The sequence below is a fragment of the Flavobacterium jejuense genome, assembly GCF_006491595.2.
Lineage (GTDB): Bacteria > Bacteroidota > Bacteroidia > Flavobacteriales > Flavobacteriaceae > Flavobacterium > Flavobacterium jejuense.
In genome coordinates this window covers 88,032-114,356 of sequence record NZ_VEVQ02000006.1, presented here as the reverse complement: position 1 = coordinate 114,356, position 26,325 = coordinate 88,032, and the positions used below count along the sequence as shown (strand labels likewise).

Genomic DNA, 26,325 nt, shown 5'->3' with positions numbered 1-26,325 from the left:
CAACTATTCTTTTGTAATTTGCCAAATCTTTACTGTCTTATCTTTACTAGGTGTTGCAATAAATTTTCCATCTGAACTTATATCCATACCTAAACCAATATCATCTGTATGTTCAGTTATTGTCTGTAAAATTGTTTCATTATTAATATCCCAAAGTGTTGCTATAATAGGTGTTGTAAAGCCTGTGAAATCAAAATGATATTCTAATAACTCTCCCACCATTTTTTTGTCAGTTCCTCCAGCTAAGACTTTATCATTCCCAATAAACACAACAGAGTGAATGGCTTCATTTTCTCCTTCCAATGTATGCAATAATTCCCATTTACTTGTATCCCAAATTTTAATGGTTTTATCATCTCCTGCACTTGCTAATAATTTTCCGTTTGGACTAAAATCCATTGCTAATGGAACCATTGAATGGCCTAGAATTGTTTTTGTCAACTTACCCGTTTTCACATCATAAATTCTTATGGCATTATCACTGCCTGATGCCGCTAAACAATCCCCTGCTGGATTAAAAACAATCTCCCAAATATTATGAGACGCTTCTTTAAATTCATATTTAATCATCCCTGTATTTACATCCCAAACAGTTACTTTGTCAGCATCACCTCCTGCTGCAATTAAATCGCCTTTCGGACTAAAATCCACAGACCAAACCACATCGTTATTCCCTTCCAAAACTTTCAAAAGTTTTCCAGAATTCAAATCCCAAAGTCTTACCTTACCATCATAAGCTCCTGTCGCAACAAGTTTTCCGTTTGGATTAAAATCTACTGCTGGTGATCCTATTTCATGAGGTAAATTATATAAGATTTCACCCGTAAATCTATTCCAAATTTTAGTGTTTTGGTCTATACCACCACTTATCATTAATGTATCATTTGGTGCAAACTTTACCTCCCAAACATCCCCAGAATGAAGATTAAATGTTTCTTTTAATTTTATATAATTGCCTTCAACTAACTTTGATTGTTTAAATAATTGTGAATACAAAAAATATACAATTACTAATAGAAGTAAGAATAATATACTAGTTCTTTTCCTCATTCTATTGGAAGTTTTCTAATTTCTGAATCATTTTTTTTGCAGATTCTAAATTAGGATCTAACTCTAATGCTTTTTGATATGCTTTTAAGGCATTTCCTTTATCACGCAGATGAAAGTAAGCTTCTCCCAGACTATCCCAAGAATTGACCTCTTCTGGAAATAATTTAGCATTTTCTTTAAATACAATAATAGCTTCATCAATCGATTTTTTTTGTAAGAATTCATAACCAATAGTATTCAATACATGGTTCCTTTTTCTAGTAACGGTTTTATTAATGGCATCTATGTAAGCTACTACAAAAGCCTCATTTTCATTGGTCTCAATGTCTGGCTGCACACCTTTACCTTCCCAGTTTGATAGGGTTACTGGATGTATTGCTTTAATATATGGAACAGATATTGAGAAGTTTCTATTTAAATTTATTGTTTTCGTTCTATTCGCTCCTCCTTTAGTAACTTCACCCACAACAACTGCTTTATCTAAATGTTTTAATGTATAGGTAAAAGCTTCTGCTGCCGAAAAAGTGTTTTTGCTTGTTAAAATATATAAAGGTTTATTCTTCATTCTTTTTCCATCAACACTTTCAAAAGCAACTAGTTGAGTTGTTTCATTTGTTTTGCGTTCATAAAAATTACTTAACAATATAGGTGCTGCTTCTGTAAAATAACTAGACAATAATTGCATCATACTTGGCACACCTCCACTATTTTTCCTTAAATCTATAATAATAGCATTGGTATTGTATAGAAAGTTCATTGCTGCTGTTGCTGCTTCTTTTGCATAATCAATATCCGCAAACATACGTAAATTTAAATAGCCAATATTTCCATGTAAAACCTTAACTTCTGTAAAACCATAGTTGATTTCTGCCATTTTCATTTCCATCAATTCTTTTCTTTTGATTTTCAATTCTTCTGACATAACTTGACTGTTTTGTGCTATTTTATGGGGTTCATAATTTAACTTTAAATGCAAATCATTACTTATTTTTTGTAAATCCTCAGTAATTATTTTAGAAAACACATCAGGATTTGTGATCGCATCATACTTATTTGACTTTGTATTTAATGTTATAGCCAAAGTCATTTCTTTAGCAACAGCTAAATCAATATAATTTTCTAATAAATTTTTAGAAATCATTGCTACAATTTCTCCTTTTTCATCTTTAGTAATTTTTTCATTTTGAGCAGTTAAGCTTGCTAATAAAAAAAATACTAATACTAACGTCATAATTTGTTTTTTCATTTCGGTTGATTTTTTAATTGGATACAAACCTATGCTAAAGGATTAATCCTTAAAATATAATTTCTTAATCAAGTTCCTTTTACTCACACAGATATCTATTTTAATCATCAATTGAAGTTATGTCTAAAAGCCATACGTTTGTGTCATTTATTAGTAAGTTGACGCAAATCATTCTAAGAATAACACTAATAGTAGTAGCTTTGTACTATGATTACATTCTTAAAAAAATATAAAGCTTTTATATATGGATTACTACTCTTTAGAATAGTAGTTCTAGTATTAACCTATTTTGATTTAATACATATTGATAATTCAGAATACTTGTCTAATACATTAAGTTTTATGTTTTATTGGTTACTATTCTCATTGCCCATACATTTCTTTTCTTTTTTAAAGAAGTATAAAACAAAAACAATCAGACATTTAGTCCTTATAATCCTTTTTATTCTTGTAATAATTAATGATGCCAATTCTAAGGTAATTGACAACCCAATTACTATCATTGGAATCATTAGCATTGGTTTGCTTTTTTTTTCAAGTATTGCTCCAAAATTTTTTAAAAAACATGTTCTATTTATTCTTGTGTTTTACACCTTTAGTTTAGGATATTTCATCTACATAAGGATTTATATTGGTAATATAAATCTCTATTTACAACAAGAAAAAGAAATCAAGATTATTTTGACAACTCCATTTCTTATCCTTCTTTTTGGTTGGCTTTTTCAGCAATGGAAATGGTTAAAAACATTAGAGTCTCAAAAAACAAAAGCAGAATTAGCTCTTTTAAAAAGCCAAATAAACCCACACTTCTTTTTCAATACTTTAAATAATTTATATGGATTAACAGTAGAGAAATCTGACGATGCTCCAAATGTTGTTTTAAAATTATCAGACATGATGCGTTATACCATTCATATGGGAAAAAAAGATTTAGTTCCATTAAAAGATGAAATTGAATATTTAAATAATTATATTGAATTGCATAAAATTAGATATCAAAAAAAAGTAAATATTCAATTTACGCATTCTAATGTCTTAAATTATCAAATTGCACCACTATTATATATTATTGCAGTTGAAAATGCATTTAAACATGGAGTTGAAAAATTAACAGAAAATGCATATATTCATATTAAAATTTATACCGATAATAGAAACGTTTTTTTTGAGATAGAAAATAATTTTGAAAAACCAAATACAGAAAAAAAATCAGGAATTGGATTAGATAATTTAAAACAACGATTACAATTAGTATATCCAAAAAAGCATCAACTTACTATTGAAAGTCACGATTCTGTATTTAAATTAGCTCTTAAACTAGATACTATATGATACATTATTTAATTGTTGATGATGAACCAATTGCACATCGCATTATTGAAAAATATTGTGCTCATTTACCTTATTTAGAAAAAAAAGGAAACTGTTACAATGCCTTTGAAGCTATGCAGTTTTTAAATGAAAATGAGATTAATTTATTGTTTTTAGATATAAACATGCCTAAATTATCTGGTTTTGATTTTTTAAAGACAATCTCAAATCCACCAAAAATAATTGTAACTACTGCATACCAAGAGTTTGCTTTAGAAGGTTATGAACTTAACATTTCTGATTATTTATTAAAACCTTTTAATTTTGAACGCTTTGTAAAAGCTATTAACAAAACAATTCTTCCTATAAAAGAAAAAGGTAATTCATTGGTACTAACAAAATCTGAAACAGAATTAGTAGCTTCGAGTTTTTTTCTTAAAGGAGATAAAAAACATTCTCAAGTTCATTTTAAAGATCTTTTATTTATTGAAGCTTACGGTCATTATACCAAAGTCTATTTAAAAAATGAGATTATTATTAGTCATGAAAAAATCTCTTCTTTTGAAAAACTTCTTCCAGAATCACAATTTATTAGAACACATAAATCGTTTATCGTTGCCAAAAATGAAATCAATCATATTGAAGGCAATCGAATTAGTATTCAAAATCATAAAATACCAATTGGACAAACCTACAAAGGAAACGTAAACAAACTACTCTTATAATAAATGTTCTATAGATTTGTTTTTTAGATAAAATAGTTTAGATTTTAATACTCCAAAGAAGTTTTCAATAATGGTATTATCTAAACAATTTCCCTTTCAAGACCTACTTTGTGTAATCCTTTTTTGAGTCCTAATAAATATTAAATGTACCCTATTTTAATAATATTGAATTATAAATTTAGAAACAAAAAAAGCAATAACCAAAATAGTTTTGATTATTGCTTTTTAATTATAATTAAAAAACAGATATTTTGAACATCTATTTTATAAAGTTAAATGTATTCCTTTTTCAAACTTTAGAAGACATACTACTATTAGAGTAACATACAACTAAATTAATTAGCAAATTAAAATACTTTTTAACTATAAAAAGACTTATCATTACCATTTTGTATTCATAAGTCTTACTTCATTTATATTAATAAGGATGCTTTACCCAACGTCCGTTCTCACAAATATAAATACAAGTGGGCTGCTGAGTAGAATTATCAGGCGGTTGCACTGCACACCCTTCAATAAGTGCACTATAATTATTATAAGCGCAATGTTGAACTTGAAAAATGGGATCACCCCCTACTATATTTATTTGTTTATTTTTATCTAGGATTTTTACTCCCGATAACTCAGAAATTTTTTTTAACATGATATTTATTTTTTTATTATTATTCTCAAAATAGTAAAGTCTGTTGAGATTCAGACTGCTCCTGTACAGGGATTTTACAGTACTAAAAATAATAAAATTAAATCAATATTATCATTAACTTTATGACATTTAACACAATAGGAACTTTTACTATCAAAAATGTTAACACCTCTAGTAATCACTATTTTTAAAAGTCATCATACCCTTCTGACTTTGCAGAACAACTGCTTTTAGTTACACGTTTCTAAGAACTGGTTTTCTTACTAAATTAGTTGAGAACAAATAATTAATTGAAACATTGTTGTATCAAATTAATTGCAATTTGGATTTCCAAAACCAATCCATGCTACAAAAAATCTACATTTTCCTTTTTCGTTGTATCCTCTTCCAAAGAATCTACGTCCGTGCCATTTTCTAGGTTTTCTATCTGCCATAGTGTTTACATTATAAAATATACCTACTCTATTCAGTTTTCGGTTTCCCTGTTTACTATGAAGTAAAATTAAGGGAAACTTAGTTTTTGAGTCGCAGTTATATAACCTTTATTGATAGGGTGATTCTCTCCTTTATTTTGGGGGTTATACTTTAGGATAGAGAAAATCGAATAATAGTTGCAAAGCTATTGCGAACCTCTTACTAGTGACCGTTTCTATTTGTAATAGTACAAAAAACTATAGCTTTACAAAATGACTTATAAACCTATAGTAGCATTAAGTATAAATAGGTAAACTTATTAGGACGAGAAACTTGTAAAATTACTAAATTTAAGATTTTGGAGATTTATGGCAAGAAACTCCCGTTAGCGAGAATAAATAAATCACATATGAAAAAAATAATTACAAACAGAATAAAAAAAGTTGCTCCGTATTCAATATTTTTTTTAGGATTCAGTATCTTTTTTTACTTTAAGAAAGAATATGATTTAGCCTTTTATTTGTTCCTCGCTGGAATAACTCTAGCAATATCTTATTTACTAATCAAAAAAAATAACACCTAACCACAAAATCTCAATTAATGTTTGATTTACAAATTAGATTATGTAAACTTATTAAATGCTTCAATTAAAACCATCACTGAGCAAAGTCCGAAATGCCGTACTTTACGGGACAACCACTTTCATTAGCGTTCTTTGTAAATCTTATTTTTTTAATTTTTTTTTAACCATTTAGCTTTGTTTTACATAAAAATAATTAAGCTATTTACACAATAAAGAAAAAAATTATTTGTTTGTAATTTTAAGTGCACGTAGAGTTCGTTCAAATAATACATTAGTAACAATTTAATTTACAAATTATGAAACTAGAAAGTTAAAAAAAAAACAAGTTTGAATCTTTTAAACAAAATGAAATTCAAGATGCTATGAAAATTGTAGGAGGTGTTCCACAAGATACTTCATATAGAAATGCTAGATATGAAGGCTCCGATGTTCTAGATATGGAAACTGGAGGAGATAATAATCCTCATACACCGCATTTTACTGTTGAAGGTCACTTAGGTGAAGTTGATTATAAACATACTTCTCAAACACCAAGAAAATTAACTGTAAATCCATCTTAATCAATTTTTTTGGTCTTTATTGATAAAATCCTTTAAAAATAAAGGATTTTATCAATTTATCTACAAAACTATATAATGATTTATGCAGAAAATAATAATAATAATAATAATAAGTAATTTTTTGTTTTCTTATTCTCAAAAGAATAATAATTATTTTGAATATCACAAATTAATTAATAAAGCTGAATATTGTTTTTTAGTAAGTAAAAATAAAGATTCTTCTTTATTTTATTATGACAAATGTTTTAATGAGTTTGATTTTATTTTTGTTAAAGACGCTGTTAACGCTGCTCAAATAGCTTATTTTACAAAAAAAGATTACAAAAAATATTTGATTAAAGGATTTGAACATGGATTAAAAATAGAGCATCTTAAATTAATTAAACTCTTTGATAAAGAAATAAAAAAAATCTCTGACGACAGTTTTTTAAATGAAGAATATCTAAATAAAAGAAAAATCTATTTAAAAACGATTGATCTAGATTATTTAAATATTATTTATGAGTATGGAGTTCAGGATCAAATTGATAAAAGTTTGTATGAAAGAAAAGAGTATGAAAGAAAGAGAAAAATTGCTTTTTCTAAAATTGAAAAAACGATAAGAAAAAGAGGTTTTCCTGGTGATAAATTATTAGGCATTGCTGATTCAACAGTTTATAAAGATTCAAAATCTAAATTAAAAGATTTTTATAAAAGAATAGAAGATTATGATTTTTTAAAAAAATATTTTGTTTGTGGAGATGAACTACTATCACAAAAAATGATTTATTTATTATTAATTCATAATTTTTGTAGTTATAACAATTTAGATAATATTTGGTTAAGCGAGATTAAAAATGGGAATATTCACCCAAGAGATGTAGCACTTATATATGATAATTTATATCGTTCATATTCTTGCGAAAAACCAACTATTCCATTTAAAAATAATCTTTATGTTAACTATGATAAGTATTCTACTATTAGTGATAAAATTAATAAAAAGAGAAAAGAACTATTTATGAATAGTTTAGAAATAGATGATTTAAAAAAAACATTTGAAAAAGAGTATGGGTTTAAATTTTTCTGGGGATTTTGGGGCTGTAGATGATAAAAAAATTGTAATACAATCTGAAAGTAATGATAGAAGTACCGATGAAGTAATTCAATGGATTAAATATTTAAAGCCTAAAATTTTAATTGAGCAGATATTTGATTTCTATGAAATTAATGAAGTTAAAATTGAATTATCAAATACAAAATTTAACTTGAAATTAAATGATAAGTGTTTCAATTCTACTGATAGTTTTTGGTACAGAAGAGGTGTTTTTGAATATACCAAACACCAATTCTTTTATATCAGAAAGCATTGATGAAAACAACTCTAAACCTATTGTTGATTTCTTAAATTTAAAATTAAACAAACCACAAATTAATAAATTTAGTGATAATAATATTGGTAAATTACATCAATTAGAGCTTTGCAAATTAATTAATTTGAAATTCCCTGAAACATTAATAACGACAAGTCTTGCTGATTTAAAAAAATTCGTAACCGTTCATAAAATAGTTATTACAAAACCTATTGAGAATCCTTTTTCAAAACATATTGTTAATGGTAAAGATTTACATTTTTTTACTTCAAGTAAACTTATTACTTCAAATATTTTAAAAAAGTATACTTCTGATAGATTCCAAGCTTCCTTATTTCAAAAATATACAGAAAAAAAATTTGAAATTAGAAGTTTCTATTTAAATGAAACTTTTAAATCAATGGCAATTTTCAGTCAACAAAATGAAAAAACTAAAATTGATTACAGAAACTATGACCGAGAAAGACCTAATAGAATAGTTCCTTTTTTGTTGCCAAAAAGTATTGAAAAAAAATTAATAAAATTAATGAAGTTGTTAGGTTTGAATTGTGGGTCTTTTGATTTAATATATTCTGTAAATGATGAATATGTTTTTTTAGAAGTTAATCCTATAGGACAATTTCAATGGTTAAGTAGAAATTGTAATCATAATATTGAAAGATTAATAGCAGAAACACTTACAAATGGAGAATAATGAGATATTAAAAAAAAAGATCAGTGAAATTTTAAAAAAAGACTCGGATAAATTTCCTTTTATTGCTCAACTATGGGAAATGGAAATTTATGAAAAAAACTTAAATCATGAGAAAATTGAAAAAGATTTAAATTATGGTCATTTCAATACTAAATCATATAAGTCGACATATTTTTACAAACCAATTTCTAAGATAATAGATTTTTCAAAGCTAAATGAATAAAACGTATTTTAAACTTTTTGCTAATTGTATTATAGTAAAAGGAGCCAGTAGAGCTACAATTTGTGATTTACAACGCAACAAATTTCAATTAATTCCTTTAAGTTTAATAGATTTCTTTGATGACAAAAACTTAATAGATTTAGAAAAAATAAAAAAACAAATTACTGAAGATAGTATTCATATCCTTAACGAATATATGGATTTACTTATTGAAAATGAATTTATTTTTGAATGTAATTTAAAAGAATCAAAATTATTTCCTAGCCTATCTATGGATTTTGATTATCCATCAACTATTTCTAATGCAATCATAGATTATGATAAAAATTCAAATCATAATTTTCAAAAAATTATAGATGAATATCTTATACCAACAAATTGTAGACATATTCAATTTCGTTTTTATGACGGAATTGAACTAAATTACCTAAATGATATAATTAAAATTGTTAATGAATCTTTTATTAAATCTATTGAAATAATTGTCAAATACAACAAAACTATTCCATTAGAGAGATTAAAAGAATGGGTTTCTGAAAATAAAAAAATAAAAAGTGTTACCCTACATTCTTATTCTAAAAATCAAATAGTTCAAGAAGAAAATTTTGGTTTCGGAATAATTGTAGCTGTAAAACAAGAAATAAATGACGAGTCTCATTGTGGCATTGTACATCATAATTATTTTAATGTTTTAATTGAATCTTTTACAGAATCACAAAATCACAATACTTGTTTAAATCGTAAACTTTCTATAGATAAAAACGGTAATATTAAAAATTGCCCATCTATGTCTCAAAGCTTTGGTAATATAAAAGACACAACATTAGAGGTAGCTTTAAATCATAAAGAATTTAAAAAGTATTGGAACATTACGAAAGACCAAATTGAAGTTTGTAAAGATTGTGAGTTTAGACACATTTGCACAGATTGTCGCGCTTACATTGAAGAACCTGAAAATCAATATTCTAAACCTTTAAAATGCGGGTACAATCCTTATACAAATAAATGGGAAGAATGGAGCGTAAATCCACTAAAACAAAAAGCTATAAAACACTATGTTATGCAGGATTTGGTTAAAAAATAATTCTGAAAAAGTTTATTTTAGTTTCCCTCACTGGAATAGCTCTAGCAATATCTTATTTACTAATCAAAAAAATAACACCTAACCACAAAATCTCAATTAATGTTTGATTTACAAAGATAAATGGGAAAGTAGTTATTAGTTTATGTAAACTTATTTTAGGACGAGATACCGTTTCTATTTGTAAATATAAAACTATAGCTTTACAAAATGAGTTGTAAAGCTATAGTAGGATTAAGGATAAATAGGTAAACTTATTAGGACGAGACATATAAGAGTTACACATTGATAATCACATTTCATATTATTGAAAGTATAAACAATAACCTTCCATTTTTATTACAAACAGCCTTTCTCCTTTCACAATAGTTAAAGTAAAATCTAGTAGTCCCATCAGTCTTTTGAATGTCTATTAATTCTTTTAATGCAATAGTTAATTTGCCAAAATTTCCTTTTGTTATTGCTCCTGGTTCTTTACGTTTAAAGTCGGCAGAAACAACCAATGCATAATAACAATCTGAGCAAGGATGGTCCGTTCCATATCTCACAATGATGCTATCAGTACTTTTAATTTTCGATTTTTTAATCTTAATTATCAAGTCCTGTGAACCTTCATTAAATTTTGCAATAAGTTTATGATTGACATATACATGCCAATAGTCAAGCGTATCGCAAAATCCACTTAAAGAAATCATTAAAAACACTAATAATAAGAATAACTTATTCATTGATTTGTATTTTTTAAAATGTAAAATCACCTGTTTTCCAATTAATTATAACCTTTAGAAAGCAATCTAATTCAAAAACAAGTATACTAAAAATAACTAAAACAACTTTATTTTTAATACCGTAACCACAAAAAACGAGTCCGAAGCTTCAGATAGGTGACTTTACACTAAAATAGAAAGAATCTTTAATTTAAATAGTACAGTAGAAATTTATTTTTTAGAGCAACCTTTCCAATAATACTTTACAAAACAATAAAAAAACACCATCATTTAAAAAGGGCTTTAAAAGCCCTCTTCTTTAATTCTATTCCTTATCTTTTGTTCTATTCCCTTTACTTCTTCGCATTCTAGAAGTTATTTTGGTAACAGTGTACTCATCTTTTTTACTCAAACCATTATACATGATTTTACCCGCTTTGGCAATTACACTTATAAAAGTATAAAGCGCATCATACTCCTCTTTGTTATCCTTATGCAATTGCTTTTTATCATTCATCACCTCATTTTGTAATTCATTTTTCAATTTCAAATCTGCTTGTACTGCGTTCAGCTCATCTGGAAAAGTAGCACTCATTCCTTTTTCTTCTAACAAGGCTTTTTTACTTATCACATATTGAATTATGCCTTTCATTTTTAAGATGGCTCCTTCAATATTTTTTACATTTAAATCTCTTTTTACTGCCGAAATAATTGTTGGATCTAAAGTCGCACGTTCAAAATAAAAAGACAAGAAATTCAACTCTTTGTTCAAAGCATCCGAGGCACGATACAAACTGGCTGTAATACCTTTTTGCTCTTCTGTTAAAACTAAGGTTTGTTCTAAATCAGAAACTTTAGTCAACTGTAGTTCAAAAGCATTCAAATACTCAGTTGAAAATTCACTAAAACGCGTAGCAAGTTCTACTCTATCGCGTACAAAACTTGCTTTTAAAAAAGTACCTGCTGGCACGTACTCTTCCATTCTTAAGTTGATTCCTTTACTCATTTGTTTAAATATTTAACGTTATAGTTCAGGAAAAACAACAATCAAGCCAAAAAGAAAAAATATTCGCACCTAAAATCACAAAATAATCATAATTTTTTATTACAAAAGGATATGCAAATAAGAATGAGTTGTAAATCTATATTAGGATTAAGTAGTAATAGGTAAACTTATTTTAGGAAGAGACAGTTTTGACTTTGTTTGTGAGCACGAGCAAGATGCTTGCGTAGCGGGGATGAAATTTTATTCAGTTAACCATTCCGCTTTATCAGTGTTTAAATCCATTTTTAATAGTCCATTTCTCATTCCAAAAAAAACAACATCATTTAGTATGATACTCGAATTTGGATAAAGACTAGACCAAAAACCATCAGAAATTAACTCTGTCATTTTTTTATCGAGTCCTATTTTTAATAATTGTTTTGAAGTCAACACTATTAGTTCATTTTTTGAATTTAATTTTGCAGCATAAGGAACTTGTTTTAAATTCAAAAATTCTTTTGAAACCCATTTCCCATTATTTAATTCCAACTCTAATATTTTTCCATTATTTGAACCTAAATGAGACAAACCTTCCATTACAAAAATGGTATCCTCATTTAAAATAATGTCTTTTATTCTTCCATTACAAATTTTGTAATTATCAATTCCATTATTACCAAACCAATAAAGTGACCCTCCAAATTCTCCTCCATCAAAACCTGCTAGATATCCATTTTCTAATTTAACATTTTGTTGTCTTCCTGGAAAGTCTCTATAATTGTCAGTATTAATAGCAATCTTTAATTTTATTTTAGGTCCTTTAGTCATTTTATGATTAAAACTTCTATAATAACCTTTCCCTTTTTTCTCATAAACTTCGTATTCTGTTTTACTACCAAACTTAAACTTCATAGCTTCTTCATAGGTTGGAAGTTTATTTGAAACCATGTCGTTTATTCTATTCGATGACTGAAATAAAAAGCTTACAATTATGACAAAAAACAGGTATTTCATGATTTTTAATTTTTATATAAATAAGTTTACAAGTCACCGCTATCGCAAGCATCTTCCTCCTACCCATTTCTACTTGTAAAGATTACATAAAAATAATTGATTTACAAAAGAAGCATAAAAACTCCAATAGGATTATGAATAAATAAGTAAACTTATTTTAGAAAGAGACAGTTTTGATTTTGTTTGTGGGCACGAGCAAGATGCTTGCGTAGCGGGTTTTTTAGTAAGAATTACCCGCTGTTGCCAGTAGTATTTTTTTTATTTACACACATTCTTTCTTCCGATTTTTACAATTTCCTCTATTCCAAATTTATCGAAGCGTTCAAGTAAGGCACTCGCCCCATTCTCTTTCTTAAATTCTAGTTCTTCTTTGTATAGTGGAATTAGCGTGTAAATGTCAACCTTTTTTTCATTTTCTAATTCTATTTGAGTAAAATCGTCGGACAATTCCATTGAATAGGCCAACATAATTGAATTAAATCCAATTCCTTCTGCAAATTCCTCGCCTTCTTCGTGTCCGAAAGTGTGTCCATATCCAAACCAAGTATTATTCTCGTGAGGCGACATCATTATTTCTTTCATAATTCTAATTGGCCAATAATTTTTTTCATCGCTGAAAGATTCATATTCCAAGTTCCACTCTTTTGGAAGTAAAATCATAATCTCAACATATTCTGATGATTCAATATCTTCTGGAATTGTCATCGGTAAAGCACTCATTCCACAACTCAATAATATATGATATGGTCTGTCGTCTGTAGCTTTTATGAAGTAAATATCTCGATGAATTGTTTCAGATTCTATTTCGTCAAACACTTTGATGTCGGCATCTTTATCAAAAAATTGGTCTAAATGATTATCAATTATATCAACACTATTTGGGACATTTTTATTCATTTTTTTTTCGATATTTTGGGAATTAGCGAAAGTTGAAATTAAAATCAGAAATATTGTTTTACAGTTGATAATTTTCATTCGAATACGGTTTTTCAATATTACTGGCAACTTATTTATATATGACAAAATCATACAAATCCGATAGCGCGGATTTGCAATCCGTGCTCATTATATAAATCAAAACAAATTTAATTATTAAAATAATAAATCATTTACTAGAGAAACAAAAAAATCCTTGTATCTATAAATAAAACTTCTCATTTCCTGATGCCTTTGTTGTTCATTATAAACAATTAAAAAACACTCATTGGAGTGCTTTTATTTTTGACTTTGTTTGTGAGCACGGATTACAAATCCGCGCTATCGGGTGTTTTTATATTTTACTTAACCATTCAATCCACTTATTTTGTAATTCAGTCAGTTCTTTTTGAGATGTATTCATCATTACATTTCCGAAATCTTCTCCAGTGATGTTTTTCAATAAATGATTTGCTCTTCCAGAAATCTTAAATAAATCATCAAAAGCAACTCCACCGTGACCATAAAATTTCAAATCTCCACTTTCAATTCGTTCCCAAATAATTAAATCCGCTGTGTTTATTAATCCGATTTCTCTATTATTTGTTATCCGCTTTATTAATTCGGGAATCATTTTTTTGTAATTAAAAGCAAGCCAATATTCAGATTCAAAAATATATTGATACTCTTTGCTGTTATCAATTTTGTCTAAAATAAATTCGGTAGAATAACTTTTAATTCTCGTTGTATCTTTTCTAAATATTCTATAAAACTCGTTTTTCTGTTCTTTAATTTGCTCAGAGAAAGTGCCGGATAGAACTATGTTTTCAGGGAAAACCAAATTATTATTTTCAGTTTCAGATTGACTTTTGCAACTTAAACTCAAAAATAAAATTGAAATTATTATTCGGTTTCTCATAGGTTTCTCAAATTACTGGCAACGGTAGGTGGTGGATAGAGCAGTGCCTTTAGCTATTAGTTCACTAAAATAGTAATTATTTTCAGATAATTACTGCCGATTAAAAAATAAACTAAAGCAGGCATTGCTACTAATCAAATAGCGAGAATTTGCAATCCGTGCTCATTATATAATGCAAAACAAATTTAATTCTTAAAATCGTAAATCTGTAATAAGAGAATTAAAAAAATCGTTGCATTTATAAATAAGTTTCTCCGTTTTTAATCTTCTTATGTTTCATTAAAAAAAATTCATTAAAGTGGTTGATTTTTGACTACGTTTGTGGGCACGGATTACAAATCCGCTCTATCGGTTTTTTTTTATTTTAGTTTCAAAAACTTCCAAAGATTAAACTTTGCTTTTTTTTCAACTTCTAGTTTTTTTTCTAGTTTTTCTAATGGATCTGTAAATAGAATCACTTCAACTTTGTCAGGCCTATTTTTTACTACAATTCCATAATGATTTGGCCAGTTTGAATTAATTTTCTCATACTTTCCAAGTGAAAGCATTTTCTCAATTATTGTTACACCGTCTTCGTAGAAGTTATTTATTTCTACTGGAAGTGGTGAATATGCAGAACTTGATTTTATATACTGTGTGAAGAAATAGGGATCTAAATCCCCAAACTCTAATCCAAATACAATTGGAACTTCTATATATTGATCTGTTTCAACATTTTCAAAGCAACAATGAAAACCATGGAAAAAGAACTTCCAAGCACGCATTTTTCCACTTTGTCCGTTTTTTTGCCAATATTTGACAAATGCTAAATAAGGTAATTCATTTGTAATATCAATCTTCAAAAAATCAACTAATTCTAGGATTAATTTTGTTGCAAGTTCCCGATGTTCTAAAGCACATTTTTCAAAGAAAATTTGATTCGTTTCAACTTCCTCAGGTGTTAATAACTTTTTACTTGAATTGTTCAATTTATTTCTTGGTAAGTAATTTTGTATAAATATTGCCTAAAAATGTGAGATTTACAAAAGGAATATACTTTCCTAAGTCTTTTTATTCTTTTGAGATTGTTTGCGGGCACGGATTACAAATCTTCGCTATCGGGAATTGGTTCTACTGCCAATTTATTTCTCTCTTTGTCGAGATAAGTAACTGTCATTTCAATCATATGAGTAGTCCATTTTTCAACTCCTGCGTCTGCCGCTTGTTGACAAAACGTTGGATAGTCCGTTTGTCCTTGTTGATGGATTGTAATTGCTTGTTTCAGTTTATCTGACGAACTTTTGTTATTTACATCCATTTTCGGATATTTTGATTCTCCGTCAAGAGAAAAGTCATTTATTCCATAATATTTTGTTCTTCCGTCTGATACAAAGTTGTCATATTGAGTTACTCCAACTACTTTCAAATCTTGGATAAATTGTGGAAAGTCCGCTCCACTTTTAACTTTTCCAAATGCTTGGTGTATTTGTTCTATTGTAAACATATTTAATAATCTCTTTTATTTCAAATTGCGATTTTCACACTTGCCACTAACGGCAGTTTGTCTAATAACCTCCGTTTATATTTTTTCTATTTGTACCCACGTCTATAAAAAAACTCAAATATGCAATTCTCAGCGACTTGAATTAAGTTTTTAGACAGTTTGACGGTGAGCAGCTTGCCGAAGGCGGGGCTTTCGGAGCACCAACCTGTCAAGCTACCACTAATTTTTATTCGGATCCGAAAAGTTTCTTTAACCACGACTGCCCCGCTTTTGGCAAGGTGCTGTTATGGAGCGTAATTTTCAGCTCTACGTTTTTCCTTTTTGCAAAGTCCTCAAGTCTACCAAGCCATTCTTTATTTACAGTCGGCTCAGATTCTGTTCTAATTATTTCGCCATTCTTGGTATGAATCTCGCTTACGTTTGGCTTTGGTGTCAATGCTTTATTATATAGTTTATTCCAAAATATTTCCGCTTTGTCACGTTGTCCATATCGTTCTAAAATTAAAAACTTTCCTATGGGACTTGTAAGCGGTTCAAACTTCCATTCAAAAAATTCAAGCCACTTCTTAGGGTCTGAATACTTTTCATAAAAAGGAACTGCAAAAGTTTTAAGGTCTTTATAAATTTGTTCTTTGAGTTTAGAAAAGTCAGTTCGTTGGTTCAAGTCATACCATTTGTCGCCTTTGTTCATTAAGTGTCCAAGTCGTAACCTGATTTCACAGTCGTATTCTTTCGGAAACTTTGGAAGTTCTTTTTTGTAGATTTCAGAATATGTTTCTTTGTCAATAAGGCCAAGATTAAAAACAAAAGTCTTGTCGTCTTTAGAGTTCCACTGGCTTTGCTGAACATTGAAAGCTTGTCCGATACCGTTTATTTCTCTGTAAAAATTATTTCCGTTTTTCTTAAAGTCAAGTCCTTGGAAAATAGGTGCGACTACTTCCTTTACTAAAGTTTCAAATTCTATTTTAAAGTCTCTGTCTGTCATTCCTTATTATGCCCCATAACGTTTATGTATAAGGAAAGTTGCGTGTTTGTGTGCGAGGATTTTCCGAAGGAAAATCAGAAGCTAGCAAACAAGCAACTAACTTTGGTTTAGCTAAAACTAGCAATTTTTTTTATACGGTGTTGTACACCGTTTTTATTTTATTTACAGTTCTTTATTATATTCCAATCAACTACAATGGTTTTAGTGGTTGGATTATATTCAAATTCCGTGATTTTTTCTTCACAATTTAAAGTCAGATATTTATTCTCAAGTTTATCAGTGCGTAAATATCCTAATAGTTGCCCCCAACAGTATGTTGGTTGACAGTTTTTCTTTTCTAATTCCGAAAGTTGCTCAAATTCCGTTATTGAAATATCTTTAAAATATGGCATTTCAAATTCTCCAATATTCAATTTTCCGTTACTCAATTCAACATTTTTAATTTCTATCGATAACTCAGCATATGATATTATTAAATTGTCATTTCCAGTTTTAGATTCAATAGGTAAAGAGAAATTTCCATCAAAGTCTGCTGAAACAACTTTGTCAGATTGTTTAAATTTAATTTCAGCTCCAGGTAAGGATAAAGAATCCATTAATATCGTTCCGCTAACTTGACTAAATGCAATATCTGTCAAGGCAAAAAACACAATTGGCAATATGTAATTAAGTTTTCTCAAATGGTGTACAACTTATTTATATGTATGACAAAATCATACAAAGCCAACCTGTTTTGGGTAGATAGGTATAATAAAGCCTACATTAATTTTATTTCTTCCTCACAAATCTAATCCAATAGCGCGGATTTGCAATCCGTGCTCATTATATAATGCAAAACAAATTTAATTCTTAAAATAATAAATCATTTACTAGAGAAACAAAAAAATCGTTGCATCTATAAATAAAACTTCTCATTTCCTGATGCCTTTGTTGTTCATTATAAACAATTAAAAAAACACTCATTGGAGAGGTTGATTTTTAACTTTGTTTGTGGGCATGGATTACAAATCCGCGCTATCGGGTTTTGGTAACTATTTTTACATTTCGATTGTTCCATATTGTATGCCGCACTCTTTAAAAAATGCTTTTAATAATTCAAACTTTTGTGTGCATGTTTCTCCCAGATTCATTTTATTATCATTTGTTCTATAGTTAGAACATTGGAAACATATTTCAATAAATCCAATTATTTTATTGTCATTATCGTAAAACAAAATAGCATTTCTTGGCATATAACAAGCTTCGGCAACTTCAATAGTTGGCTCACTTTCATATCCATAATTAAAGATTATATCTGTAAGTTTCTCAATTTGTTCCAAATTGAGTACTTTCATTTCATCAAATTTATTTTCAATTATTGTGTCTTTTTTTGTCACAAGTAAGTCTAGATATTTTTGAAAATCATCACCAACTCCTCCTTCCTCTTTATTTTTATAGGAAACAATTTTAATTTGAGCAGTTAAATTGTATGGAAAGTTAACAAGTCTTTCTTCTAATCTTATGTTTGAGTTTTTTGTGCAATTTAGTTTTTCAATTTCTTTCTCAGAGTTCTTTTGCTTGACTTGTGAAAAAGAAGTATTACATGATAAAAAAACAAATACTATTACTACTATTCTGCTCCAATATTTCATATTCTTCAATTTCATTTTTTCTAAAATTCCTCACCGCTAACGAGACTTATTACACCCAAGGCTTTAGCCAAACAGTCATTGTAAATGCGAACTATCGGGTTTCTTTTATTTTCAATATGGTTAACGGCTTAAATTTATTGTTATTCGACACTATTAACTTTTCGTTATTTACAATATAATAGTTCTGTGTAAAAAGACTATCTGTTAATTCAACAATAGCATCTTCTTTTAAAAATATTTCATTGCCTTTTCTCTCATAATTCCCTTTTTTGTAATCCGCTCCGTGTTGGTATTGCACTTTTATTTCAAAAGTATTATTATCAAATAGCGTTAGTAAAGAACCTTTTGATTCTTCCATAATTGCATGTAAATAAATATTTTTATGAAAATTTTGTTGCCATAAATAGGATACAATGGTAAAAATCAAAGGAAGTAATAAAAAGGGAAAGTACTTCTTTTTAAATTGTTCTTTTGTCCAATTAATAAAAATTAAAGAAAAAATGAAGTAAATTATAAACAAAAAAGGATTTAAAAGCAGATCATAAGCACTATCAGAATAATTCCCAAAAGTTGAATTAAGAAGAATTATTAAAATTCCAATAAAACTTATACAGATAAAAAGTACTGCTTTTATTATATTTATAAATGTCTTCAAAGTTTACTTTTCTTTTAGAGTTATGATTGCCCCATCGCAATCGCAAGCATCTTCCTCCTGCCCATTTCTATTTGTAAAGATTACATAAAATAATAGATTTACAAAATGAGTTGTACATCTATTTTAAGATTACAAATATGCACTTATTGAGTAAATACTATTAAATTTCTTTTTTTACTATTTGTAATTCTTTTCGCGTTTGACATTTCCACATAGAAACCATATAAAAATCATCTCCTTCTAATCCGTTTTCATTTAATGAATCAAGGTTACCATAACAAATTCTGACACGATAAATACCGTTTTCAAGAGGTATTCTTAATGCATCAGGAAAATAATCTGTACAACCAGCGATTACAATAATGCCTGAACTTACTACTAAATCACATTCATTCACTTTGTCATATTTTTTAAAATCATTATCTGTATTTTCTGATTCTAAAATTCGCAAAGTAACTGCAACATCCATATTTCTTACTGTTCCGATTCCTACAATTCCATCATTTATTGCAATCATATTATCTACTGCAAAATCAGTCCATGAATCAACTAGATTACTTTCTGATTTTTCATCTTGAATGTAAAACTGGTAGTAATCTGCAAAAAGTTCTAAATTAAATTCTTTCATTTATATCTAGTTTGATTTCCGCATCGCTATCGCAAGCATCTTCCTCCTGCCCATTTCTACTTGTAAAGATTACATAAAAATAATAGATTTACAAAATGAGTAGGGAAACTCCAGTAGGATTAGTGGTAATAAGTAAACTTATTTTAGAAAGAGACAGTTTTGACTTTGTTTGTGGGCACGAGCAAGATGCTCGCGCTAGTGGCGTTTCATTCTAGAACAATTTTCGTCAACAACTACCTGCTTTCTTCTTTTATTTGGAAAAAACACTCTATAGAAATAAACAATTTCTACAACCAACTTATAGAATTTATTGTATCGGTGATCGTTATTCTCATAAATTTTCAAATATTGAGCTCCTAATTTATTAAATTCAAGGTAATAATTACAAAAAAAATCAATTTCAGGCTTTAAGTCTATAGAGCTAAAATACAAATTTTTAAACACACCCTTAGATTCAAATATATCTTTAATCTCTGAAACATTAAAATCGCAATTTACAATAACTACTTCATACAAATATTCTCTCCCACAACGAGTATTTGTAAAATGCAATTCAGCTATTCTTTTGTCTTCAAAAAAAACTTCCCAACCATAATAAACTCCATTGTAAGAATCAATTAATTGTATAAAATAAAAAATATTTTTTATAATTTTCATCATAATATATAATTAATTTTCATCCATTTGATCTGTAATAAAATCCAATAGCGCGGATTTGCAATCCGTGCTCATTATATAAATCAAAACAAATTTAATTATTAAAATAATAAATCATTTACTAGAGAAACAAAAAAATCCTTGCATCTATAAATAAAACTTCTCATTTCCTGATGACTTTGTAGTCCATTATAAACAATTAAAAAAACACTCATTGGAGTGCTTTTATTTTTGACTTCGTTTGTGGGCACGGATTACAAATCCGCGCTATCGGGTTATTCTGTTTTTTCGAATATTAGCATTTCATCAAAACCACTTCTCAATGCTAAGTCTTTCAATGTAACTATAAACCTTTCAAGTTCTCTACTCAAAATAGATTCATAATCTTCGCTCATTGCGTTAAAATCATTTGGTAATAGGTTTTGGATTGCATAGTTCACTCCTGCTAAAATTGTTGGAAAATCTATAAAAATAAGTTTGTCGTCTTTAATTTCAGTCTCGAGATTTATAAAACGTGGGCGACCTGCATAATGAAATGAGACACTTTTGGTTGGTCTTCCATTTTTTATTTTTTCAAACTGTAAATTTAAATCTGTATTTAATTTCTTGGGAATAATAATTTTGATTAAACAGTTTTGGTACTTAGTTCCTTCATCCTCAAAACCACCTTGTTCTATAAGATACCTACAAGTTGGTGATATGAGATTTTCGAAATATACAGATGCAAGAGTAGAAGAAGGGAAAAAGTTCACAGAAGAATCTCTTTGATTTCTGAATAAGTGTGCAACTGTTGAAATAGCATCTACAAAACTTCCATCTTCTTTTTTAGAAAATCTAGCAAGAGATATACCTTTTATATCAGATAAAATTTTTAATTCTTTCTCAACCACAAACGCACACTTTGACAAACCAAGTCTTCCCATAAATAAACCTAATTCAAAAAGAACATTATCACGAGATTGTAGCATTTCTTGTTCTCGAACTACTACTTTGTCATCAGTTGTGCCTAATAAAATACCAAAATCAAATTGCAAAGTTGCTTTTAATAAATCGTGTAAGAAGTTGTTATTTATTTTAAATACAGCAGTATCCCAAACTGTATCATTCCAAATCGTAACTTCAAATTCAGGTTCTAAAATCTTTTTTGCACTTTCAGCTAACCTCAATTCCTCTGAAGATGAACCGATAAAAATTCTTTTTTTTCTCATATTACAACTGCTTTTTTTAGGTCAATTAGTATCGAATCAATTTCAGTCATTAAATTTTTTAAGCTGTTTAGTTTTGTACTATCATTTCTGAAAATGTATTCGTTCCCATCCACAGAATTTAAATTATTGGAATGCTCATAATTGTCTGCTAAACTTTTTAATTGTAAATACAGAATTGGTACTAACTCGTAGAAATTTTTGTTGATGTATTTATAAGTTTCAATATCATAACAAATTGCGTTGAAGTCGAAACTCGAAAGTTTAATTTCTAAATCTGAATCAGCCTTTAGGTTTTTTAAAAAACGAATCATTTTTTTTAGTCTTCCATTTGTTTCAGAACTTCTTTCGTTAATTCGTTTTATGCTTAAAAAAGGGTAATCAGCATTACCTTTTGAATTTGTTTCTTTATTATAAACTTGAATTCCACGATAGTCAGAATCTTTATCTCTTAAAACTGACGTTACGCCATCATACCAATTAGCAATAACAATATCTACATCTCTATTTAGACTTTTATTTGTTATTTTAATTGCTTTAGGGTGTGTTATATCACATATATCATAAATTGGAATTAAGGTGTTTTCAGAGTCAATTCTGTTTTTTCTCAAGTCGCTTAGTGCATTAGAATATCCACCACCTTTCAGTTCATTCTGAAGTTTTGATAATTGAATTGAGTTAAGTTGAGATTTCAAGCTTTCTGTTGTAATTACAGTATTTATAGATTTACGGTCAAAAGTGTAAAAAGTGTCTGTGATTACTAATAAGTCAATATCACTGGTTCCTTTTATGTGAGTGTTAGTCATTACTGAACCTTGATACTTATAAACTACTTCTGTTAGATTTTCTTTTAGATGGTTTTGAACTCTTTCGCCTGCTAATCTACTTTTTTGAGTGTATTCAGGTTCTACACCTTTCATTGCGTAACGAACATACTTCAATATGTTGCTATAAGAAATAGAAGATAATTCGTCAGAAAAGGCTTTGTTGATTGCAATATTTTCTGGATTTGTTCTTGCTTGTATATTTTCAATTAGTCTTCTATAATCTTTCATTTCTTTTTCTGTTCATTGGTTGGTTTACCTTGTAGCTAACGTCTCGTATATGAAAAGTAGCACTGAAAATAAGCGTTTACTTTTCGGATTATACACAAGCCGAATTTTTAAATTTTACTATTTGTTTTATTTTTGGGAAATCGTCAAATTTAAAATTTGGCGACTTCCTAAAAATGCCCAAACCTTTGTGATAGCAATGACTTGCGCTATTTTTTATATACATTGTTATGTACAGTGCTTATCTATCCTTTGATTAGTGGCTTACTTGGTTTTTCTGTTGGCAAAAGTGGTTTCTTTGGTTCAGTTATGATTGGTTTTTTTGGCTCCGTTATTAAAGGTTTTTTTGGTTTGATTTGTGATTTCATAAATTTATTTCCAATTAAGTTTAACTTCTATTTGCTTCCGTAAAGTAGTGTTGATTTGTTCAGGCGTATTTTTAATGTATTCGCGTGCAAGTTCTTTTCTTTCCTTATCTAACGATTCTAAATATTCAAGTCTATTTTGCGTTTTGTCTTTCCAATTTTCATTTAGATTAGTCCAAATAACTGCATCAATATCATTTTCGCTAATCCAATCTAAAACATTCTGCTTAAACTCAAAATCTGATGGAAAAAACTGCTCACTACTTTTAATATAATAACCAATATTCTTGAGCGTAGTACCTTCTCTTTTTTTTAAGTTTTTTAATGCGCTATCTATGTTTTTTTCAGCTGAAAAAGAATATAAAGTTTGAACGTCACTTCCATCTTTACAGATTACTAAAGTCAATCTACCATTTCTTGATATTCTCGAAAATTCAATCGGCAAAATAGGTCCTGTTCCTATCCAACCTAGTTCTCTGTCAAAATTTAATATTTCAGGATTCCATATTAACGAACCCCAACCTAAAATTGCAATTTTCATAAGTTCTTAATTATTTGGCTTGCTCGATGGTTTTTCCGCATTGCCCATAACGTCTCGGCTATGAGTAGTTACGTGGTTTAGCACTTAACTTTGCAAGTACACACCAAACTGAAAATCCGCGAGGATTTTCATAAGTACGCGAGAACAAGCAATTACTTATAGCCATTGTTAGAGCCAGTTTTTTCTAATTCATTTTTTAATATCTCAACTATTTTTGTTCTACTATCTTCGTAAACAAAAGGTGATATTTTTCCTTTTTTATATGATAAATCAAAAAATAAGAGTCTACCAAAAATCTTTTCAATTCTATCTCTTTTATCAAACTTGATATTGGATTGGATATTCATTATTAATTGAGAAATAAAGTAATCGTTATACAGAGATTCTGGATTTAATTCAAGTTTTTCCAGTATTTGATTATGATTCAAAATTGTACTCAGTTCTTTTTCAAGCCTTTTTTCGTCATCTCTTAATTTGGCCGCTTCTTCATATCGTTGCTTTTTAATAATCTCATTTTTTAATTTTCTAACTTCTATAGTTTCTTCATACTTTTCTATATATTCTTGTGGTAGAGGACTGTCTCCAATTTTTGTTTTTTGAGCAACATTTACTCTTTGAACTTCTAATTCTTTAACTAGTTCTTTGTTTAATAGATTGTTTAGGCTTTCTTTTTCTTTATTGAGTCTTCTTATTGTACCTGTTTTATTTTCATTCTCTGCTTCTTCTATCTTATCTTCTAATTCATAATTGGATTCTATAAGTTTTATTAATTCTAAACTTTCTGAATTATCTTTTTCTTTTTTAGCTTTATTCTTTTTAGTTCCTGTTCTACGAGTAAAAATAAATTCACCACCTTTATGTCCATAAGATTGTAAAGGTTCACCACGAGGGATTTGTTCAACATTTTCGGCAACGTCAGATACTATTTTATTCGATAATTCAGATATACTTAGTGAACTTGTATTTTTATCAAGTATATTTATCAATGCTTCAGCAAAAGGACTGTTTTTTCCAGGTTCCCCGTCAGATACAGGCTCAAGTCTTCCAGAAGTGATTGCCCATTTAGATGGTATTTTATCTAGTTTTTCTTTTGAAGTTTCCATTTTTCTGTAAGGTGTAAAAATACTTCCTGAAAAACAAGAATCAGATATTAACAATATATGGTGCGATTTTAGTGCTTTTATATAGCTAAATAGCGTAGAATAAGCAAAATAAGTTGATTTAGAATACGGTAATGCTTCTTGAGGGATTAAATATCCCATTTGTAACAAATCATCAAACTCACCGTGTCCTGAAAACAGTATTATTAGATTTTGGCTTTCGTCTTGTGAAGTTAAGTAATTTTCAAGTTCATTTATAATGTTCTCAAGTGTAGCTTCCTCGTTTAATAGTTTAGTTACGTTTGATTTGTCAAAATCATATTTATCCGTCAAAATATCAACAATGTTTTCAATGTCTCTAACTGCATTATTCAATTTAGTACAGCTTTTATAATTATCGATTCCTATTGCAAATATGTGATTACTCATTGTTGTTTTAAATTGGCTCTAACGTGATTGTATATGGTTTGTTGCGTCGGTTAGCACGTAATTTAGCAAATAAAAACCGAATAGAAAATCCGCGAGGATTTTCGTAAGTAGGCTAGAACTAGCAATAAATTATATACGGTGTTAGGCAACGTTTTTTTTTATTGTTTTTTCAAATTGTTCGGATGAAAATCAATTCTGGAATTTTCTAAATTTTCGTATTTGAATTTTGCGTAGCTATTTAAGAATACATATCCATCCTTTGTAGTTGGAAAACCAGATGATTTATCTTTAAATAAGACCTTTCTTTCATTATCAACTATGATGTTTAAAGTCTCAAATTTTTCGCCCACTTTTGTTCTGAAAATATATTGTCCCCAAGAAGTGTTATCTCCTTGATAAAACAACATTATACAGTGTTCATTTTTGATTGTTGGTATTGTAATAATATTTGTTTTGTTGCTTCCATTTATTAATCTGTCAATTTTAAGGTTAGGTTTCGGATTAATGGCATTTAAAGTAAAAGGCCTAACATCAATTGGATATTTAGATTCCGAGTAATTTTCAATCATTTCTCCCCAAACCTCAATATTTAATAATGGATTCGCGCCAAGTAATTGAATATTCAAATTGGTCTTTTCCATATCTTTAGAATAATTCCAAACTCTTGCCAAGGGAAAACTACCTTGGCCAGTTAGAACACCCAGCTTGTCGTTATTCAATTCAGAAACTTTGATGTTTCTATCTAATTTCTGTTCAACTTTTCTACCCGAAAATTCGGACGCTTTAAAGGAAAAAAATGCTCCCAATGTCATACATAAGATTGATAGCCATAACCAATAATTAAATTCCTCCATCTTTAGTGTTTTTATTTTATCCTAATTTTGTCAAATGTTGCCTAACTTATTTATATATATGACAAAATCATACAAAGCCAACCTATTTTGGATAGATAGGTATGATAAAGCCTACATTAATTTAATTTCTTCCTCACAAATCTAACCCATCCCATCCACACCCACAATACGTATTTATACGTATATTTCACTGTTTTTTGTACGTATAAATACGTACATGAGGGTATTTTAGTAAGAAACGTACTCCAATTTAAAAAAATAAAACGCTCGTAAAATAAAAAAGCAGTTGTTTTCGATAACAACCACATAAAATCGTTC

Annotated in this window: 31 protein-coding genes; 8 read left to right on the top strand and 23 right to left on the bottom strand. The window is 28.4% G+C overall.

Annotation, left to right across the window (positions count from 1 at the left end; translation table 11 throughout):
- Positions 1-3: 3 nt before the first annotated feature.
- Together FIA58_RS10640 and FIA58_RS10635 are read right to left on the bottom strand one after the other, a co-directional pair.
- The gene (locus FIA58_RS10640) at positions 4-1,050 is read right to left on the bottom strand and encodes a WD40 repeat domain-containing protein (RefSeq protein WP_140962462.1); all 1,047 of its coding nucleotides are present in this window, start codon (positions 1,048-1,050) and stop codon (positions 4-6) included.
- Position 1,051: 1 nt separating this feature from the next.
- Positions 1,052-2,296 carry a S41 family peptidase gene (locus tag FIA58_RS10635; RefSeq protein ID WP_140962461.1) on the bottom strand — a complete coding sequence of 415 codons (1,245 nt, stop codon included), beginning with the start codon at positions 2,294-2,296 and terminating at the stop codon, positions 1,052-1,054.
- A gap of 207 nt (positions 2,297-2,503) precedes the next feature.
- Between FIA58_RS10635 and FIA58_RS10630 the strand changes: the two genes are divergently transcribed.
- Positions 2,504-3,628, top strand: coding sequence for a sensor histidine kinase (locus FIA58_RS10630; RefSeq protein WP_140962460.1), 1,125 nt, complete (start codon positions 2,504-2,506; stop codon positions 3,626-3,628).
- Positions 3,625-4,332, top strand: a complete 708-nt coding sequence (locus FIA58_RS10625) for a LytR/AlgR family response regulator transcription factor (protein WP_140962459.1) — start codon at positions 3,625-3,627, stop codon at positions 4,330-4,332. The genes FIA58_RS10630 and FIA58_RS10625 overlap by 4 nt, the downstream gene beginning before the upstream one ends.
- Positions 4,333-4,750: 418 nt before the next feature.
- Here the strand turns inward: FIA58_RS10625 and FIA58_RS10615 are convergent, their stop codons facing one another.
- The gene (locus FIA58_RS10615) at positions 4,751-4,975 is read right to left on the bottom strand and encodes a hypothetical protein (RefSeq protein ID WP_140962458.1); all 225 of its coding nucleotides are present in this window, start codon (positions 4,973-4,975) and stop codon (positions 4,751-4,753) included.
- Between the two features lie 311 nt (positions 4,976-5,286).
- On the bottom strand, positions 5,287-5,409 hold the full coding sequence (locus tag FIA58_RS21650; protein WP_262887678.1) for a hypothetical protein: 123 nt from the start codon (positions 5,407-5,409) through the stop codon (positions 5,287-5,289).
- Positions 5,410-6,334: 925 nt separating this feature from the next.
- Here FIA58_RS21650 and FIA58_RS10610 point away from each other — a divergent pair.
- The 6 genes from FIA58_RS10610 to gwsS all read left to right on the top strand — a co-directional run bounded on the left by FIA58_RS10610 (position 6,335) and on the right by gwsS (position 9,885).
- On the top strand, positions 6,335-6,532 hold the full coding sequence (locus FIA58_RS10610; RefSeq protein WP_140962457.1) for a hypothetical protein: 198 nt from the start codon (positions 6,335-6,337) through the stop codon (positions 6,530-6,532).
- An 82-nt stretch (positions 6,533-6,614) separates the two neighbouring features.
- The gene (locus FIA58_RS10605; protein ID WP_140962456.1) at positions 6,615-7,622 is read left to right on the top strand and encodes a hypothetical protein; all 1,008 of its coding nucleotides are present in this window, start codon (positions 6,615-6,617) and stop codon (positions 7,620-7,622) included.
- Positions 7,582-7,884: a hypothetical protein gene (locus FIA58_RS10600; RefSeq protein WP_165928900.1), complete on the top strand. Its 303-nt coding sequence runs from the start codon at positions 7,582-7,584 to the stop codon at positions 7,882-7,884. Before FIA58_RS10605 ends, FIA58_RS10600 begins: the two co-directional genes overlap by 41 nt.
- Positions 7,841-8,578 carry an ATP-grasp domain-containing protein gene (locus tag FIA58_RS10595; RefSeq protein ID WP_140962454.1) on the top strand — a complete coding sequence of 246 codons (738 nt, stop codon included), beginning with the start codon at positions 7,841-7,843 and terminating at the stop codon, positions 8,576-8,578. Before FIA58_RS10600 ends, FIA58_RS10595 begins: the two co-directional genes overlap by 44 nt.
- Positions 8,568-8,801, top strand: coding sequence for a hypothetical protein (locus FIA58_RS10590; RefSeq protein ID WP_140962453.1), 234 nt, complete (start codon positions 8,568-8,570; stop codon positions 8,799-8,801). Before FIA58_RS10595 ends, FIA58_RS10590 begins: the two co-directional genes overlap by 11 nt.
- Positions 8,794-9,885: a grasp-with-spasm system SPASM domain peptide maturase gene (gene gwsS / locus FIA58_RS10585; RefSeq protein ID WP_140962452.1), complete on the top strand. Its 1,092-nt coding sequence runs from the start codon at positions 8,794-8,796 to the stop codon at positions 9,883-9,885. Before FIA58_RS10590 ends, gwsS begins: the two co-directional genes overlap by 8 nt.
- Before the next feature lie 296 nt (positions 9,886-10,181).
- On the opposite strand, the gene FIA58_RS10580 is transcribed toward gwsS, so the two are convergent.
- From FIA58_RS10580 to FIA58_RS10495, 19 genes are all read right to left on the bottom strand, one after another.
- A complete protein-coding gene (locus tag FIA58_RS10580; protein ID WP_140962451.1) occupies positions 10,182-10,610 on the bottom strand; it encodes a hypothetical protein in 429 nt (142 codons plus the stop codon).
- Positions 10,611-10,914: 304 nt separating this feature from the next.
- Positions 10,915-11,595 (bottom strand): hypothetical protein, encoded by a 681-nt coding sequence (locus FIA58_RS10575; RefSeq protein ID WP_140962450.1) that lies wholly within the window; start codon positions 11,593-11,595, stop codon positions 10,915-10,917.
- A gap of 240 nt (positions 11,596-11,835) precedes the next feature.
- Positions 11,836-12,588 (bottom strand): hypothetical protein, encoded by a 753-nt coding sequence (locus tag FIA58_RS10570; protein ID WP_140962449.1) that lies wholly within the window; start codon positions 12,586-12,588, stop codon positions 11,836-11,838.
- Between the two features lie 258 nt (positions 12,589-12,846).
- On the bottom strand, positions 12,847-13,485 hold the full coding sequence (locus FIA58_RS10565; RefSeq protein ID WP_165928899.1) for a suppressor of fused domain protein: 639 nt from the start codon (positions 13,483-13,485) through the stop codon (positions 12,847-12,849).
- Between the two features lie 373 nt (positions 13,486-13,858).
- Complete coding sequence (locus FIA58_RS10560; RefSeq protein WP_140962447.1) at positions 13,859-14,422, bottom strand: hypothetical protein; 564 nt, start codon at positions 14,420-14,422, stop codon at positions 13,859-13,861.
- Between the two features lie 359 nt (positions 14,423-14,781).
- Positions 14,782-15,390 (bottom strand): DUF6896 domain-containing protein, encoded by a 609-nt coding sequence (locus FIA58_RS10555; RefSeq protein WP_140962446.1) that lies wholly within the window; start codon positions 15,388-15,390, stop codon positions 14,782-14,784.
- Positions 15,391-15,503: 113 nt separating this feature from the next.
- Positions 15,504-15,905, bottom strand: a complete 402-nt coding sequence (locus FIA58_RS10550) for a DUF1398 domain-containing protein (protein ID WP_140962445.1) — start codon at positions 15,903-15,905, stop codon at positions 15,504-15,506.
- 226 nt (positions 15,906-16,131) lie between these two features.
- Positions 16,132-16,890 (bottom strand): DUF4304 domain-containing protein, encoded by a 759-nt coding sequence (locus tag FIA58_RS10545; protein WP_140962444.1) that lies wholly within the window; start codon positions 16,888-16,890, stop codon positions 16,132-16,134.
- A 158-nt stretch (positions 16,891-17,048) separates the two neighbouring features.
- Positions 17,049-17,570, bottom strand: coding sequence for a carboxypeptidase-like regulatory domain-containing protein (locus tag FIA58_RS10540; protein WP_140962443.1), 522 nt, complete (start codon positions 17,568-17,570; stop codon positions 17,049-17,051).
- 357 nt (positions 17,571-17,927) lie between these two features.
- Entirely contained in the window at positions 17,928-18,536 is a 609-nt protein-coding gene (locus tag FIA58_RS10535; RefSeq protein ID WP_140962442.1) for a hypothetical protein, read from the bottom strand.
- A 76-nt stretch (positions 18,537-18,612) separates the two neighbouring features.
- Positions 18,613-19,176 carry a copper resistance protein NlpE gene (locus FIA58_RS10530; RefSeq protein WP_140962441.1) on the bottom strand — a complete coding sequence of 188 codons (564 nt, stop codon included), beginning with the start codon at positions 19,174-19,176 and terminating at the stop codon, positions 18,613-18,615.
- Between the two features lie 160 nt (positions 19,177-19,336).
- On the bottom strand, positions 19,337-19,804 hold the full coding sequence (locus tag FIA58_RS10525) for a hypothetical protein (protein WP_140962440.1): 468 nt from the start codon (positions 19,802-19,804) through the stop codon (positions 19,337-19,339).
- Between the two features lie 195 nt (positions 19,805-19,999).
- Entirely contained in the window at positions 20,000-20,464 is a 465-nt protein-coding gene (locus FIA58_RS10520; protein ID WP_140962439.1) for a hypothetical protein, read from the bottom strand.
- 272 nt (positions 20,465-20,736) lie between these two features.
- Complete coding sequence (gene cap12 / locus FIA58_RS10515) at positions 20,737-21,669, bottom strand: CBASS system CD-NTase-associated NAD(+) hydrolase Cap12 (RefSeq protein ID WP_140962438.1); 933 nt, start codon at positions 21,667-21,669, stop codon at positions 20,737-20,739.
- Positions 21,666-22,721, bottom strand: coding sequence for a hypothetical protein (locus FIA58_RS10510; RefSeq protein ID WP_243754664.1), 1,056 nt, complete (start codon positions 22,719-22,721; stop codon positions 21,666-21,668). Before FIA58_RS10510 ends, cap12 begins: the two co-directional genes overlap by 4 nt.
- Before the next feature lie 242 nt (positions 22,722-22,963).
- Complete coding sequence (locus FIA58_RS21645) at positions 22,964-23,086, bottom strand: hypothetical protein (protein ID WP_262887676.1); 123 nt, start codon at positions 23,084-23,086, stop codon at positions 22,964-22,966.
- A gap of 4 nt (positions 23,087-23,090) precedes the next feature.
- Entirely contained in the window at positions 23,091-23,624 is a 534-nt protein-coding gene (locus FIA58_RS10505) for a hypothetical protein (RefSeq protein ID WP_140962437.1), read from the bottom strand.
- Positions 23,625-23,776: 152 nt separating this feature from the next.
- Positions 23,777-25,153 carry a caspase family protein gene (locus FIA58_RS21475; RefSeq protein WP_140962436.1) on the bottom strand — a complete coding sequence of 459 codons (1,377 nt, stop codon included), beginning with the start codon at positions 25,151-25,153 and terminating at the stop codon, positions 23,777-23,779.
- Between the two features lie 158 nt (positions 25,154-25,311).
- Positions 25,312-26,007 (bottom strand): hypothetical protein, encoded by a 696-nt coding sequence (locus tag FIA58_RS10495; protein WP_140962435.1) that lies wholly within the window; start codon positions 26,005-26,007, stop codon positions 25,312-25,314.
- Between the last annotated feature and the right edge of the window lie 318 nt (positions 26,008-26,325).

Bases quoted from the DNA above. Each gene is read 5' to 3' on its own strand.
- FIA58_RS10640 (WP_140962462.1), bottom strand. From the start codon at position 1,050: ATGAGGAAAAGAACTAGTATATTATTCTTACTTCTATTAGTAATTGTA.
- FIA58_RS10635 (WP_140962461.1), bottom strand. From the start codon at position 2,296: ATGAAAAAACAAATTATGACGTTAGTATTAGTATTTTTTTTATTAGCA.
- FIA58_RS10630 (WP_140962460.1), top strand. From the start codon at position 2,504: ATGATTACATTCTTAAAAAAATATAAAGCTTTTATATATGGATTACTA.
- FIA58_RS10625 (WP_140962459.1), top strand. From the start codon at position 3,625: ATGATACATTATTTAATTGTTGATGATGAACCAATTGCACATCGCATT.
- FIA58_RS10615 (WP_140962458.1), bottom strand. From the start codon at position 4,975: ATGTTAAAAAAAATTTCTGAGTTATCGGGAGTAAAAATCCTAGATAAA.
- FIA58_RS21650 (WP_262887678.1), bottom strand. From the start codon at position 5,409: ATGGCAGATAGAAAACCTAGAAAATGGCACGGACGTAGATTCTTTGGA.
- FIA58_RS10610 (WP_140962457.1), top strand. From the start codon at position 6,335: ATGAAAATTGTAGGAGGTGTTCCACAAGATACTTCATATAGAAATGCT.
- FIA58_RS10605 (WP_140962456.1), top strand. From the start codon at position 6,615: ATGCAGAAAATAATAATAATAATAATAATAAGTAATTTTTTGTTTTCT.
- FIA58_RS10600 (WP_165928900.1), top strand. From the start codon at position 7,582: ATGGGTTTAAATTTTTCTGGGGATTTTGGGGCTGTAGATGATAAAAAA.
- FIA58_RS10590 (WP_140962453.1), top strand. From the start codon at position 8,568: ATGGAGAATAATGAGATATTAAAAAAAAAGATCAGTGAAATTTTAAAA.
- gwsS (WP_140962452.1), top strand. From the start codon at position 8,794: ATGAATAAAACGTATTTTAAACTTTTTGCTAATTGTATTATAGTAAAA.
- FIA58_RS10580 (WP_140962451.1), bottom strand. From the start codon at position 10,610: ATGAATAAGTTATTCTTATTATTAGTGTTTTTAATGATTTCTTTAAGT.
- FIA58_RS10575 (WP_140962450.1), bottom strand. From the start codon at position 11,595: ATGAGTAAAGGAATCAACTTAAGAATGGAAGAGTACGTGCCAGCAGGT.
- FIA58_RS10570 (WP_140962449.1), bottom strand. From the start codon at position 12,588: ATGAAATACCTGTTTTTTGTCATAATTGTAAGCTTTTTATTTCAGTCA.
- FIA58_RS10565 (WP_165928899.1), bottom strand. From the start codon at position 13,485: ATGAATAAAAATGTCCCAAATAGTGTTGATATAATTGATAATCATTTA.
- FIA58_RS10560 (WP_140962447.1), bottom strand. From the start codon at position 14,422: ATGAGAAACCGAATAATAATTTCAATTTTATTTTTGAGTTTAAGTTGC.
- FIA58_RS10550 (WP_140962445.1), bottom strand. From the start codon at position 15,905: ATGTTTACAATAGAACAAATACACCAAGCATTTGGAAAAGTTAAAAGT.
- FIA58_RS10545 (WP_140962444.1), bottom strand. From the start codon at position 16,890: ATGACAGACAGAGACTTTAAAATAGAATTTGAAACTTTAGTAAAGGAA.
- FIA58_RS10535 (WP_140962442.1), bottom strand. From the start codon at position 18,536: ATGAAATTGAAGAATATGAAATATTGGAGCAGAATAGTAGTAATAGTA.
- FIA58_RS10525 (WP_140962440.1), bottom strand. From the start codon at position 19,804: ATGAAAGAATTTAATTTAGAACTTTTTGCAGATTACTACCAGTTTTAC.
- FIA58_RS10520 (WP_140962439.1), bottom strand. From the start codon at position 20,464: ATGATGAAAATTATAAAAAATATTTTTTATTTTATACAATTAATTGAT.
- cap12 (WP_140962438.1), bottom strand. From the start codon at position 21,669: ATGAGAAAAAAAAGAATTTTTATCGGTTCATCTTCAGAGGAATTGAGG.
- FIA58_RS10510 (WP_243754664.1), bottom strand. From the start codon at position 22,721: ATGAAAGATTATAGAAGACTAATTGAAAATATACAAGCAAGAACAAAT.
- FIA58_RS21645 (WP_262887676.1), bottom strand. From the start codon at position 23,086: ATGAAATCACAAATCAAACCAAAAAAACCTTTAATAACGGAGCCAAAA.
- FIA58_RS10505 (WP_140962437.1), bottom strand. From the start codon at position 23,624: ATGAAAATTGCAATTTTAGGTTGGGGTTCGTTAATATGGAATCCTGAA.
- FIA58_RS21475 (WP_140962436.1), bottom strand. From the start codon at position 25,153: ATGAGTAATCACATATTTGCAATAGGAATCGATAATTATAAAAGCTGT.
- FIA58_RS10495 (WP_140962435.1), bottom strand. From the start codon at position 26,007: ATGGAGGAATTTAATTATTGGTTATGGCTATCAATCTTATGTATGACA.